Here is a 14067-nt window from a genome sequence, read left to right as displayed (position 1 = left end):
TTCGTTAATGATTATTATGGAGTTATAGGAAAATAAATGGAGGCTGAGGTCGGAATCGAACCGGCGTTAACGGAGTTGCAGTCCGCTGCATGACCACTCTGCCACTCAGCCTTTGAGGGCATCTTAAACTAAAAAGCCGCAGTAGTAACTTTGACTGACCGCGGCTTTTTATTATTCTTGGAGCGGGAAACGAGATTCGAACTCGCGACCCCAACCTTGGCAAGGTTGTGCTCTACCAGCTGAGCTATTCCCGCTTAGGAAGTGGTGCATTATAGGCACTTAAAACTTAATGTCAACCCTTATCACGCAACAATGGCCAAGCAGCTTGCAGATAGTGAAACATGGACAGCAAAGTGAGCCACGCCGCCACATAGAGCAGTGCCACCCCAATTTCAAATATTGGTAATCCTAATAAGGGTTTATAGAAAATTAGGCAGCCGATGGCGATCATCTGAAAGGTCGTTTTCCACTTGCCCATATTGGAAACTTTTACGAGGTTTCTGGCATTCAATTCAGCCATCCATTCGCGTAATGCGGAAACAATTAATTCACGAGAAATAATTAAAATCACGGGGATTAAAATAATCCAGGTCGGTGATTTGAATAAAATCATGATTAAGGCAACAACGACAATCAGCTTGTCGGCTACCGGATCGATGAATGCACCAAAAGGTGAGGTTTGATTCCACTTTCTGGCGAGATAGCCATCCAACCAATCCGTCACAGCAGCAATAACAAACACCATCGTTGCCCAGACAGTGGCTGATTCATGCGGTAGAAGGAATAGTATGACTAATACAGGTATCAGAAAGATACGTAACAAACTCAGAATATTGGGCAAATTTAGCATGTCGGTCACTTGAAAATTAAAATCGCCGTTATGTTAGCACTAACAAAGACTTATTTGTCGCCGTGGAACACATCATAGATTTTCTGAGCCAGCGACTTACTAATGCCCTCAACCTTGCTTAGGTCCTCGACTCCAGCACGCTGAACCTCTTGCAGGCCACCAAATTGTTGTAATAACTTCTGACGCCGTTTTGGTCCCAATCCCTCGATGTGTTCCAATGTTGATGTCTTTCGCGCCTTGGCTCGGCGCTGTCTGTGCCCAGTAATAGCAAAACGGTGCGCTTCATCACGCACTTGCTGGAGTAGATGTAAAGCCGGTGAGTCAGCGGATAAGGTGACCTCTCCTGCTCGTCCGACCAAAAACAAGCTTTCTTCCCCCGGCTTGCGCTCAGGACCTTTGGCAATCCCCAATATCGGTAAGTCACTCAGGTTCAATTCTGCCAGTACTTCTTGCGCTTCTTTTATCTGGCCTTTACCACCATCAATAAGCAATAAGTCTGGGCGTTTGCCTTCGCCTTTCTGTAAGCGGGTAAAACGACGCGACAGGGCTTGGTTCATGGCTGCATAATCGTCGCCGCCGGTAATGCCTTCTATATTAAACTTCCGGTAATCCGCTTTGATAGCCCCTTCCAAACCAAACACAACGCAGGACGCGACGGTTCTCTCACCACGGGTATGGCTGATATCGAAACATTCAATCCGTTTGGGAAGTTCGTCCAGTTCTAACGCATCCTGCAACACTTCAAACCGTTGCAATAAATTAGAACGGCTACTTAAGCGTTGAGCGAGACTGATATCGGCATTAGTCTTCGCCATTTGCATCCAACGAACGCCTTGTCCACGTTTAGGTTGTCTGAGACTGACTTTATGACCGGACTCAGTCTGCAAAACGTCTTGTAGCAGACTGATATCGTCAGCCTGATGGCTCAATAAAATTTCACTGGGTACATTCTTGCCCAGATAATATTGAGGAATGAAGGCGGCCAATAATTCCTCGGGCGAGCTGTCAGCCGAACCTTTAGGAAAATAACTCTTACTCCCCAAGTTTCGACCGCCTCGAATAAAGCAAACTTCGACCACCGCCATGCCATCTTTGACAATCGCCGCCAGCACATCAAATTCGCCTTGCTCAGAACTCACATATTGCCGTTCTTGCACACGTCGTAACGCAATCACCTTGTCTCGAATGGCTGCGGCTTGTTCAAAATCAAGCCGTTGTGAAGCGGCTTCCATATCCGCACTGAGATCATCCATCACCTGCTGGTTTTTGCCTTCCAGAAACAGGATGGTGTGTTCCACATCTTTTTTGTAGTCTTCTTCAGAAACCAAACCAACACATGGCGCGGTACAACGCTTGATTTGGTATTGCAGGCAGGGCCGTGAGCGATTGTAATAATAACTGTCTTCGCACTGACGAACAGGGAAGAGTTTTTGCAGCAAATTCAGACTTTCTCTGACAGCACCAGCACTCGGATATGGACCAAAATACTTCCCCACTTTTCGCTTGGCACCACGATGCACACTCAAACGAGGAAAGGTATCGCCGGAAATAAACAAGTAAGGGTAGCTTTTATCATCACGCAACAGGATGTTGTAGCGTGGCATCAACTCTTTGATGAGATTATTCTCAAGAATTAATGCTTCATTTTCAGTGTGCGTAACCGTGGTTTCAATGGCCGCAATCTGAGCCACCATCACCTGTGTTTTGGCAGTCAGACCCGTTTTTCTAAAATAACTTGATACCCGTTTTTTTAGGTTTTTAGCCTTACCGACATAAATAACAGTGCCGGTGTGATCGAGCATTCGATAAACACCAGGCCGTCCTGTCAGATTTTTCAAAAAAGCGGCTGAGTCAAATGCATTTGTTTCTGTTTTTGTTTCTGCTTCAGCCATAAGTCATGGTACTAATCATCATTGTCAATCGGTCTATATTGGCGTTTGTAACACTTATGAGCCTGAATAAAGCTATTAGCCGATAGTCCTAATAAGATCACGCCACCAATAATGGCAGGAATGTCTTCGTGGAAAAAATATAACATAGCCAATGCGACAATTAACTCGCATGACCCAATCACTTTTAACAACACGACATTCTCTGTTCGTTTTACCATTTTATTCTCCTGCACCTTTGTCAGTATAGCTAACTTGCTTTTCACCTATAAAAAGCAGGGGTTAATGTAGCCTTGTTTTCAAGTTGCTGACAAGGCTTTCGCTTTTTATGTGAAAATATGACTTTTTTTCGACAATAATCGAATCGTGCCTAAACAACAGCCAAATTTGCTTCAACCATCGCTTCCTGCCAACGCTAAAACGGCCTTATACGCCGGTCAGCTGTACGGTAGTGCACAGGGGTTACTTCTTGCCCGCGCCGCGCAACAGCATGACGGGCCTTTACTGGTCGTTACCGATGACATGGCAACCGCGCATCGACTGGAATTAGAGGCAAAATTCTACCTCGGTAACAATCCCCGTCCTATCCTGCATTTTCCTGACTGGGAAACGCTGCCGTACGATACCTTCTCGCCGCATCAGGATATTGTTTCAGAACGATTGGAAACCCTGCATCAACTGCCTTTATTCAAACAGGGCATCCTGTTCGTCCCCATTGCCACCTTAATGCAACGCATCGCACCGCGCGCATACCTTGAGGGCAATACCCTGATGCTTGAGGTTGGCGATCAGTTCGATATTGAGCAGTGGCGCATGCGACTTGAAAAAGCTGGCTACCGCAATGTATCCCAAGTCATGGAGCATGGTGAGTTTACCGTACGTGGTGCCATTATCGATCTCTACCCAATGGGTAGCAAACTGCCTTATCGGATTGATTTGTTTGATGATGAAATTGATACCCTGCGAACATTTGATCCCGAAACGCAGCGTTCAATTGAAAACATCGACACTATCCGCTTACTGCCTGCGCGTGAATTTCCGATGTCGGAAGATGGCATTCAATTATTTCGTCAGCAGTTTCGCCGTCACTTCGAAGGCGATCCGCAACGCAGCTTTATTTATCGTGAAGTCAGTGAAGGCAACGTGCCGGGTGGTATTGAATATTACCTACCCCTGTTTTTTGAAGAAACCAGCACCCTGCTCGACTATCTGCCAGATAATACGCTGATCGTAAATGTTGCCGATCCCCTTCATGGCGCTGAAGCCTTCTGGCAGGAAATCAGCGATCGCTTTCGCCAACATCGCGTTGATATTGAGCGTCCGCTGCTAGAGCCACAACAGGTTTTTGTCCCCGTTGATGATTTATTTGGTCGGTTTAAACACTACCAACGCTTGCAACTGCAAACGTTCGAGCATGAAACAAAAGCGGGTCATCAAAACTACACCAGTTTGATACCGCCACAACTGACAATGAATGCGCGCAAAGATAAGCCTTGTGAAGCCTTGCAGCAATTTATCGAGCAGTTTGATGGCCGTGTTTTGTTTGCCGCCGAAAGCGCCGGACGCCGTGAAACATTGCTGGATTTATTGCGACAGCAAGCGATTCAACTGACTACCGTAAAAAACTGGGATGAATTTGTTGATAGCGACACGAAGCTAGCGGTGACCGTCGCCCCATTAGAACAAGGCCTGATTCTGCCCATGCAGAATATGGCTGTGATTGCCGAACCGCAACTCTTCGGTCAGCAGGTAATGCAGCGACGTCGTCGTAGCCGCAAAAAGCGTGACACCGATGCCATTATTCGAAATTTGGCTGAGTTATCGGTGGGTGATGCCGTTGTTCATGAAGATCATGGGGTGGGCCGTTATCTCGGTTTACAGACTTTAGATATCGGTGATGTCACAGCGGAATACGTCACCTTGGAATATGCCAAAGGCGATAAACTTTATGTGCCCGTGGCCTCTCTCGACCTAATTAGCCGTTACGCCGGTGCTGCTCCCGAACTGGCGCCACTGCATAAATTAGGCACCAGTCAGTGGGATAAAGCCCGTAAGCGCGCTGCCGAAAAAGCCCGTGATGTAGCAGCCGAATTATTGGATATTTACGCTCGCAGAGCAGCGAATAAGAAAACGCCGATGGCAACACCCGGTGAGGATTATGCCGCGTTTGCTGCTGCATTCCCGTTTGAACCCACCCCCGATCAGCAAGATGCCATCGATGCCGTCACCAAAGACATGCTTTCTGAGCATCCTATGGATAGACTCGTCTGTGGCGATGTCGGCTTTGGTAAAACTGAAGTTGCCATGCGCGCCGCGTTCCTTGCCGTTCACTCCGGTAAGCAGGTGTTAGTGTTAGTGCCCACAACGTTACTTGCCCAGCAACACTATGAAAATTTCAAAGATCGCTTTGCTGACTGGCCGGTAAGAGTAGAAGTCTTATCCCGGTTTCGTTCCAAAAAAGAACTCGATAGAGTGAAGTCAGGCATCAGTGAAGGTCAGGCCGATATCATTATTGGCACCCATAAATTGCTGCAACAAGATATCGAACCCAAACGTCTGGGTTTATTTGTACTCGATGAAGAACATCGTTTTGGTGTCACACAAAAAGAACAAATCAAAAAATACCGCAGTCAGATTGATGTCTTAACACTCACAGCCACGCCGATTCCTCGTACATTGAATATGTCGATTTCAGGTATTCGCGACTTATCGATCATTGCGACAGCTCCAGCCCGACGTTTAGCAATCAAAACATTTGTTATGCAGTGGGAAGCGGAAAAAATCCGTGAAGGCATGCTGCGTGAAATCAAACGTGGTGGCCAGGTCTACTTCCTGCACAACAAAGTAGAAGATATCGAGCGTGTCGCCAGAGAGATTGAAGCCATCATGCCGGAAGCGAAAGTCGCTGTCGCACACGGTCAGATGCGTGAACGTGAACTTGAGCAAGTCATGCTTGATTTCTACCATCAGCGATTTAATGTGCTGGTTTGTACCACTATTATCGAAACCGGTATCGATGTGCCCTCAGCCAACACTATCTTTATTGATCGTGCTGATAAATTGGGTTTAGCACAGCTTTACCAAATTCGTGGTCGGGTTGGCCGCTCTCACCATCGTGCCTATGCTTATCTGATTACACCGCCACAAAAAGTGATGACCAAAGATGCGGTCAAGCGACTTGAAGCGATTGAATCTATCGAAGATCTGGGCGCGGGCTTCACTCTGGCAACCCATGATATGGAAATTCGTGGCGCGGGTGAGTTGCTTGGTGATGAACAAAGCGGCCAAATGCATGAGATTGGTTTCAATCTTTATAATGAGTTACTGGAACGTGCTGTAAAAGCCATGAAGTCTGGCAAAGAACCAAGCCTGACTAATCAGGACAGGCACTTTGTGGAAATTGATTTACATGTTCCGGCTTTAATTCCATCTGATTACCTGCCTGATGTACATACGCGTTTGGTGCTCTACAAACGCATCGCGGCGGCAGCCGATAATGACGCCTTGCATGAATTACAGGTTGAAATGATCGACCGGTTTGGTTTGTTGCCAGAGCAAGTCAAAACCTTGTTTGCCATCCATGAAATTCGCTTTAAAGCCAAAGCTGTCGGCATTCGCAAGATTGATGTTTATGATGCCGGTGGCCGTTTAATATTCGAGCAAGAGCCTAATATCGATCCCATGACCATTATCAACCTTATCCAAAAACAGCCCAAGCGGTTCAAGCTGGATGGTCAAGACAAGTTGCGGTTTGTTGATGATATGCCAGAGGCTGAGGAACGCATTGTGGTACTGGATAAATTGCTGGATGCCCTACTTGGCAAATAGTCATGGCTGATTTACAAGATCGTAACTTTGACGACTTGATTGATCGCTTTGAGACTCGCATCTATGACACGGCCAAAGGTGGCTGGCGTTTGCAGTTATTACAGGAAGATCTGGCCCAATTTACACAGTGCGCCCCACTCACTATCTGGGATGCAGGGTGTGGTCAGGCACAAATCAGCCTGTGGTTAGCGCAACAAGGTCACCAACTGACATTGTGTGATCTTTCCTCAAAGATGTTGGAAAAAGCTCAGGCTAACTTTGAACAGCATGGTGAGTCTGCCAGCTTTCATCATCAGTCGGCGCAGTCGCTTGCAATTCAAACACCAGCCTTTGACGTCGTTTTATGCCATGCTGTCATCGAATGGCTGGCTGCCCCGCTTCCATCTTTATTAACGCTGGCTCAAAAGGTCGAGTATGGCGGTTATTTATCCTTGCTGTTTTATAACCGCAACGCTATGGTTTATAACAATGTCTTGAAAGGCGGCTGGCGATTAAAGCACATTTTAGAAGACAGTTATTTGGGCAAAGGTAACAAACTCACGCCACCTAACCCACAGTTTCCTCATGATGTGATTGCGGCATTAACTGAATTCGGCTTTACCGTCTGTAAACATACTGGCATTCGTGTGTTTAACGATTACATGACCAAGCAAGCACATGACAACAGCAACGACGCTGAACTGTTTGCTTTGGAAAGGCAGTATTGCCGCATGCCTACTTATCGCGATATGGGCAGATATATCCACCTATTGCTACGTCGCAGCAAAGGTAATGACACCTGAACCAGATACTAAAAGTATGGCAATACGAAACTTCTAATCAAGCCACATCTTTATTCTTAATCTCTCTGCTACAATAAGCAGTTGGTTTTGGACTGTTTCAAACTCAATTTCCACGACAGGAATCACATGGTTAAAACTTTTGTCCCTCTTCTGATGATTTCAAGCATTCTGCTAAGCGGCTGTATTAACAGAACACCGCCGACACCTACCGTTAGCCCAGCTCAGTTAACTAACGCTTTAACCGAAACGGAATTAAGATTAGCTGAACAAATGGAACAACAATGCCAGGGCTGGCAAGATCAACAGCAAACGAATCTCGATCAGTATCAGCTAGTACAAAAAGGCCAGCGACAACTGGATCAGAGACTCGAGCAGATCGAAAATAAACTGGACACACCACCGGTTCAACCCGCTGTCATTACTGCTAAAAAGCCCAGCCAATGCCCGCAACCTGTTGCAGTCACTGACAGCAAAAACCTCGGCAACAAGATTGTTGTTGGTAAAGATGAGTGGTTATGGATTGAGTCGGTGAACCGTGTGTACGAAGCACGCATCGATACCGGCGCAAAAACCTCTTCGATTAGTGCCTTAGACATTACGCCTTTTGAGAAGGATGGCAAACGCTGGGTGCGTTTCCGCTTAGCCCCGGACGATAGTGATGATAGCTTTGAGATTGAAGCGCCGCTCGTACGTTATGTCAAAATTAGGCAGGCTTCTAGTAATGAACTGGATCGCCGTCCGGTTGCCTCACTCACAGTACGGCTGGGGAAAATGACTGAGGTCGCAGAGTTTACACTGACTGACCGCACTCAAATGAGTTATCCCATTTTGCTTGGCCGTGAGTTTCTGCGGGATGTCGCTATTGTGGATGTTGCCAGAGAAAATATTCAACCCAAACCTGCAATCGTTGAAGGCCAGCCGCAATTAGAAGCAGTCAGTAAAACGAAGAAACAATAAAGGACTCAGTAATGGCATCACGCAAACCTTTTTACCTGTTGGTGGGCTTGCTTATTATTGCCGGTGTCAGCCTCACTCTGCACCGTCACTACACGTATGACATTCCCTGGTTACCAGGCGAAACACGCCAAACATGGTCCATCGAAGCCAAAGTGGAGTTTGACGCGACCGGTGAAGAAATTTTGGCTTCATTAGCAATCCCCAACACTCAGCCTGGTTTCACACAACTGAATCAACAAACCGCCAGCCCAGGCTATGGTTTGGCTTTTTCTGAACGTGAAACAGGTGGCGATCGCGCCGAATGGTCAGTTCGCAACGCATCGGGCGAACAAGCGCTCTACTATAAAGTCGATATGTTGCTTGATCCCTACGCCGCACCACCACAAACAAGCAAACCACCGAAGTTGAAGGTTCATATTGAAAAAGAACCCTATGCGACAGCAGCGAATCAGTTATTAGATCGTGCTCAAGAGCGCTCCTCTAACCCATACACACTCGCCCGCGAATTGATCCAAGAGTTCAATATACAGTCTCAGAACGCGCAATTACTGGCACAGCTCAAGCCACAGCTGAACTGGATTGTGCAATTACTGCATCAGGCCGGAGTTCCTGCTCGAGAAGTACACGCCTTATATCTGGAAGATGGTCGGCGCAGACAAGAACTTGTGAATTACATTCAGGTATTTGATGGCGAAGATTACGAACTGTTTAATCCTGAAACCGGTGAACGCGGACGTCCTGAAAATCTATTGTTGTGGGAATACCACTCGGGCCCTGTTTTGGAAGTCGTCGGAGGCATTAATTCACACGTCACTTTTTCAATGATTGAGCAAGAGCAGCCATTTAGCGTCGCTTTAAACCAAAAATTTGCTGATAACGAATTGCTCAACTTCTCGTTATATACGCTGCCGCTTGAAGAACAAGCCCTGTTTAAAGGTATTTTACTGATACCGGTTGGCGTATTGATGGTGGTACTAATGCGTATTTTGGTCGGTCTAAAAACGTCTGGCACGTTCATGCCCGTTTTGATTGCCTTAGCGTTTATTCAAACCAGCTTGATAACCGGTTTGGTCGGCTTTTTATTGATTGTCGGCGCTGGCCTGGTGATTCGCTCCTATCTGTCCTATCTCAATCTGCTTTTGGTCGCCCGAATATCCGCTGTGATAATCATGGTCATCGGTATTATCGCCATCTTCTCAATCATTGCTTATAAGTTGGGCCTGACAGAGGGCATGAAAGTCACTTTCTTCCCGATGATTATTTTAGCCTGGACCATTGAACGCATGTCGATTTTGTGGGAAGAGGAAGGCCCCCATCAGGTCGTCATTCAAGGTGGTGGGTCACTCTTGGTTGCCGTGCTGGCCTATCTTGCGATGAATAATGAGTTGATCCGTCACCTGACCTTTAACTTCCTCGGTATTCAGTTAATTTTGATGGCTTTGGTACTTATGGCAGGTAATTACACCGGTTATCGTCTACTTGAGCTAAAACGCTTTAAACCGATGGTTGAGGATAAATAATGAGCGGTCCTCTGATTAACTGGCTACGGGATGTCAAACACCGTTATGTTCATCCCAGTCGATTAGCCAGCAAGGGCGTTTTGGGCATGAATCGACGTAATATTTCATATATCAGCCGTTATAACCCGCGTCATTTGTATCCATTGGTTGATGATAAATTGCAGACCAAACAAATCGCTTTGGATCATGGCGTTACCGCACCTGACTTGATTGGTGTCATCCGCGAGCAACATGAAGTGGGCGACTTAAGTGAGTTAATTGCGACCTACCCCGGCTTTTGTATCAAACCGGCTCATGGCTCGGGTGGTAAAGGTATTTTAGTTATCACGCGTAATGATGAAAACGGCTACCACAAAGCCAATGGGCAAACGGTCAGTTTAAGCGACCTGGAAAGACATGTTTCAAACATTCTGGCGGGATTATTCTCATTAGGTGGTCGCGCTGATGTCGCCATCATTGAAGCCCTCATTGAGTTTGATGACTGTTTTACTGGCTTCACTTATGAAGGTGTTCCGGATACACGTGTCATTGTATTCAAGGGATTTCCAGTGATGGCAATGATGCGCTTATCAACGTCTGATTCCAATGGCAAAGCGAACCTGCATCAAGGCGCTGTAGGCGTTGGTCTTAATATTGGTGATGGCAGTGCTTTGCGTGCAGTACAATTTGACCGTCGAATCTTATTACATCCAGACACAGGCACCAATCTGCACAGCCTGAAAGTCCCACATTGGGAGCAATTATTAGCTCTCGCCGTGTCATGCTACGAAATGTCAGGCTTAGGTTATTTAGGCACTGACATCGTATTGGATCGCCATAAAGGGCCGATGTTACTAGAGCTTAATGCTCGACCGGGCCTAAGCATCCAAGTCGCCAATGGCGAAGGATTATTACCCCGGTTACGCCAAGTTGAAGCCTTAGGCCATAAACATAAAATGACCGCTCAACAGCGTGTTGATTTTGCTCGCGAGCATTTTTCACGGAAACTATAATCACTGCTAAACTGCCGCTAACAGTTTAAGGCTGATTATCAAGGAGTACATGATGCAGGAAAAAGGATCTCTGAATGCCCTTGTTCTGGGTATTTCATTATTTCTGGGTTTAAGTAGCCTTGGTTTTTTGTTGGCAAATGCTGCCATCAGTTATAAAGAATTCGAGCGCAGCGTCACCGTAAAAGGCTTATCAGAACAAGAATTTATGGCCGACATTGTCATTTGGCCTATTCAATTCACTTTGGCAGATAATTCGCTGCAAACACTCTATTCTGATATTGATAACAACACGCAGACCATTATTCAGTTTCTGACTGAACAAGGTATCGAACGTGATGATATCTCACTCACTTCGCCCGCCATCACCGATAAATCGGCACAGCAATATGGCGGCAATCAACGTGCCGAGTTTCGATACACAGGGATGCAAACAGTCACCGTTTATTCCGAGGAAATTGAAACCGTCAGACAGGTCATGAGTAAACTGTCAGAGCTAGGCAAAGAAGGTATTGTATTAACTGGAAATAACTACCAGTCACAGACAGAGTATTTATTCACTCGTCTCAATGAAATCAAACCTGCGATGATTGAAGAAGCCACGCGCAAGGCGCGCGAAGTTGCAGAAAAGTTTGCTGATGACTCTGACAGTAGTTTGGGCAAAATACGCCGCGCCTCACAGGGTCAATTCAGCATCAGTCCTCGTGATAAAAACAATCCACATATAAAAAAGATCCGCGTCGTGTCGACCATCGAATATTATTTATCTGATTAAGATCACGTTACATCAGACCATACTGCAAACTCATTGCCGCTTGGCTCTGTAAAATGAAACCGGCGACCGCCAGGAAAACTGAAAATGGGCTTAACGATGTTGCCGCCAGCATCACTAACTTTCGCCTGTGTTGCTTCTAAATTATTGCTGTAAAAGACCAGCAAAGCGGCTCCGTTAGCGGTATTGGAACAGCTATCAGCCTGAAAAAAGCCCCCATCCAAACCTTGCCCGGAAAAGGCTGTGTACTCAGCCCCATAGTCGACAAACGACCAATCAAATGCGGCAGCAAAAAAGGCCTTGGTAGCGGCTAAATCAGCTGCAGGAAACTCAACATAGTTCAGTTTTTCATGTTCGCTCATCTATCTGGGTTCCTTAAATAAACAGCCAAGCGCCGAGACTCTGTAAAGCCTAACATTTCTAGTCTTATCCCGGTTTATAGTCAGCCTCAGGCCATATTTCATTAATCTCATCGGCTTGATGCTGTGCAGCGAATTTCTCCCACACAATGCCATTAATATCCACATCCTGTGTAAATGCTTCAGCCGAAGACTCTTCCCAACCTAAATGTCGTAAAGTGCCAGGAGCACAACTAGCGTCTTGGCGTACCGATAGATTCAGCGACTCAGTTCGCCACAAAGCATATTCACCCGCAATTGAAGAGCACGGACGAACGCCTAAGCGAATGGAATAATCTTCGATGGATTCATCGATCTTGTTGGTGGCGATCGCAATATGCAGTTTCCGCATTGTGTTACCTATGGCCGAGTAATTAAGCTATTCGAACAACCTGTCCTTTACGTGCAGACTGCAGGGCGGCATTGATGGCAGCACAATTTCCACGAGCGTCCGCCATAGATAAAAACGGTGCTTTACCTGACAGAACACAGTCAGAGAAATGCTCAATTTCGCGGTTAAAGTGATTCGCTGCAGGTAATGAAACCGTCTCTTCTTCACCCGCATCCGTCCAGTAGCTTACCAAGGCAGGTTCCGTATCAGGTTGCCAAACGGTGTGACATTTAATGCCGCCCAAGGTGCCGATAATTTGGTATTCACTACGACGAGAATGCTCAAAGCTCATTTCAAAGTGAGCGTAACGACCATTATCAAAATCAAAAATACCACTCAGGCTGACGTCAGCACCATGTTCATTCAATTTCGCCAAGGCTGTCACCGCAACGGGTTCATGATCAAACCATAAACGGGCAGTATGAACCGCATAAGGACCAATATCCCACATCGCCCCACCACCGTGGGCAATATCCCGGTTAATCCGATATAAACGAGCAGGTTTCATGGGAAACGCAAAGGCTGTTTTAACCGTACGAACTTCACCAATTTTGCCTGAGTCGAGAAGTTCTTTAACGTAATCATGCTGAGTGTGAAAGCGATACATAAAGCCTTCCATCACCGTTACATTATTCGCTTTGGCAGCTGCTTCAATGGCGTCAATATCCGCCACTGTCAGCGCCATCGGTTTTTCAATTAAAACATGCTTACCATGGTTAATCGCTTTTAATGCCCACTCAGCATGCTCTTCATTCGCCATCGGCAAGTAAATAGCATCGACACCACTGTGACTCAATAAGGCCTCTGGATCGTCCAACGTTTCCACATCGGTTTGATCAGGTGCATGCTTTTGCAAGGTTTCTGCAGCAGCACCAGCACGGCGACTGGCAATCGCGACCAAACGCGCATTGGGCGCTTCGACAATTGCTGGCAATAATTTGTCATTGACACGTGCGGCACCAAGAATACCCCAGCGCAGTTGTTGTTCAGCCATGAAAAAAGTCCTTTATTTGTAAAACAAATGATGTCCGCCATGATAACGGCTGAGGCAGTGAAAACCAAACTCATAAAACCCCGGCGCTTGTGGCGTTTTTATCTTCACGTTAATGGCTTATGCTAAGCTGCCTAATCTCTCAATCAGCAACAAAAGGAGTCGTCATGACTATTGAAGTTGGCCAATCCCTCCCAGCTGGCAAGCTAACCGAATCAACTGAATTTGACCCGGAAAACGGGTGCCCTATGAACCCTCAGCCGATGGATGTTGGCGAGCAAGTTAAAGCCAAGACCATCGTCATTTTTGGCGTACCCGGTGCTTATACACCTTTATGTTCAGCCCAACACTTACCGGGCTTTGTCGAACATGCTGACGCAATCAAAGCGGCCGGTGCCGATGAGATTTGGTGCATGGCGGTAAATGATGCGTTTGTGATGGCCTCATGGGGTCGTGAAAATCAAGCCACAGGCAAAGTTCGCATGATGGCCGATGGCAGCGCAGAGTATGCTAAAGCCCTTGGTCTGGATCGCGATCTCACAGGCGGTGGTATGGGTGTACGTTGTTACCGTTTTGCGATGATTGTCAAAGACGGTACGGTGACTTACCTTGGTGTCGAGGGTTCTGGCGAGTTTGGTAAATCCAAAGCCGAAACCATTTTAGAGCAACTAAAAGCCTAAACGCAGTGGCAAGGCAGCCG

At 46.6% G+C, this 14067-nt stretch carries 13 protein-coding genes and 2 tRNA genes; 7 read left to right on the top strand and 8 right to left on the bottom strand.

Translation table 11 applies throughout. The features are described 5' to 3' along the window. Positions 1-37: 37 nt before the first annotated feature. The 5 genes from MDMS009_RS10940 to MDMS009_RS10920 all read right to left on the bottom strand — a co-directional run bounded on the left by MDMS009_RS10940 (position 38) and on the right by MDMS009_RS10920 (position 2960). A tRNA-Cys gene (locus MDMS009_RS10940) sits at positions 38-111 on the bottom strand. Positions 112-178: 67 nt separating this feature from the next. Further along, positions 179-254 (bottom strand) — tRNA-Gly (locus tag MDMS009_RS10935). Positions 255-292: 38 nt separating this feature from the next. After that, a complete protein-coding gene (pgsA, locus tag MDMS009_RS10930) occupies positions 293-850 on the bottom strand; it encodes a CDP-diacylglycerol--glycerol-3-phosphate 3-phosphatidyltransferase (RefSeq protein ID WP_008291475.1) in 558 nt (185 codons plus the stop codon). A gap of 50 nt (positions 851-900) precedes the next feature. Then, positions 901-2742: an excinuclease ABC subunit UvrC gene (gene uvrC / locus MDMS009_RS10925; protein ID WP_008291283.1), complete on the bottom strand. Its 1842-nt coding sequence runs from the start codon at positions 2740-2742 to the stop codon at positions 901-903. Between the two features lie 11 nt (positions 2743-2753). Continuing rightward, positions 2754-2960: a hypothetical protein gene (locus MDMS009_RS10920; RefSeq protein ID WP_036312891.1), complete on the bottom strand. Its 207-nt coding sequence runs from the start codon at positions 2958-2960 to the stop codon at positions 2754-2756. A gap of 145 nt (positions 2961-3105) precedes the next feature. Here MDMS009_RS10920 and mfd point away from each other — a divergent pair, with 145 nt between their 5' ends. From mfd to MDMS009_RS10890, 6 genes are all read left to right on the top strand, one after another. Further along, positions 3106-6567 (top strand): transcription-repair coupling factor, encoded by a 3462-nt coding sequence (gene mfd / locus MDMS009_RS10915; RefSeq protein ID WP_154647022.1) that lies wholly within the window; start codon positions 3106-3108, stop codon positions 6565-6567. Between the two features lie 2 nt (positions 6568-6569). Then, entirely contained in the window at positions 6570-7349 is a 780-nt protein-coding gene (locus MDMS009_RS10910) for a methyltransferase domain-containing protein (RefSeq protein WP_008291513.1), read from the top strand. A 126-nt stretch (positions 7350-7475) separates the two neighbouring features. Next, the gene (locus MDMS009_RS10905) at positions 7476-8306 is read left to right on the top strand and encodes an ATP-dependent zinc protease family protein (RefSeq protein WP_043888213.1); all 831 of its coding nucleotides are present in this window, start codon (positions 7476-7478) and stop codon (positions 8304-8306) included. Between the two features lie 11 nt (positions 8307-8317). Beyond that, positions 8318-9826, top strand: a complete 1509-nt coding sequence (locus MDMS009_RS10900) for an inactive transglutaminase family protein (protein ID WP_008291699.1) — start codon at positions 8318-8320, stop codon at positions 9824-9826. Continuing rightward, positions 9826-10818: an alpha-L-glutamate ligase-like protein gene (locus tag MDMS009_RS10895; RefSeq protein ID WP_008291215.1), complete on the top strand. Its 993-nt coding sequence runs from the start codon at positions 9826-9828 to the stop codon at positions 10816-10818. Before MDMS009_RS10900 ends, MDMS009_RS10895 begins: the two co-directional genes overlap by 1 nt. Positions 10819-10870: 52 nt before the next feature. Continuing rightward, positions 10871-11590, top strand: a complete 720-nt coding sequence (locus MDMS009_RS10890; RefSeq protein WP_008291530.1) for an SIMPL domain-containing protein — start codon at positions 10871-10873, stop codon at positions 11588-11590. Positions 11591-11592: 2 nt separating this feature from the next. Here the strand turns inward: MDMS009_RS10890 and MDMS009_RS10885 are convergent, their stop codons facing one another. The 3 genes from MDMS009_RS10885 to MDMS009_RS10875 form a co-directional block, all read right to left on the bottom strand. Next, positions 11593-11949: a VOC family protein gene (locus tag MDMS009_RS10885; RefSeq protein ID WP_008291451.1), complete on the bottom strand. Its 357-nt coding sequence runs from the start codon at positions 11947-11949 to the stop codon at positions 11593-11595. Positions 11950-12013: 64 nt separating this feature from the next. Continuing rightward, complete coding sequence (locus MDMS009_RS10880) at positions 12014-12337, bottom strand: hypothetical protein (RefSeq protein WP_008291707.1); 324 nt, start codon at positions 12335-12337, stop codon at positions 12014-12016. Between the two features lie 22 nt (positions 12338-12359). After that, entirely contained in the window at positions 12360-13370 is a 1011-nt protein-coding gene (locus MDMS009_RS10875) for a Gfo/Idh/MocA family protein (protein WP_008291258.1), read from the bottom strand. Between the two features lie 164 nt (positions 13371-13534). Between MDMS009_RS10875 and MDMS009_RS10870 the strand changes: the two genes are divergently transcribed. Next, positions 13535-14047, top strand: a complete 513-nt coding sequence (locus MDMS009_RS10870) for a peroxiredoxin (RefSeq protein ID WP_043888211.1) — start codon at positions 13535-13537, stop codon at positions 14045-14047. Positions 14048-14067: the final 20 nt, after the last annotated feature.

This window comes from Methylophaga thiooxydans DMS010 (assembly GCF_000156355.1).
Lineage (GTDB): Bacteria > Pseudomonadota > Gammaproteobacteria > Nitrosococcales > Methylophagaceae > Methylophaga > Methylophaga thiooxydans.
This window is presented reverse-complemented; position numbering and strand designations above follow the sequence as displayed.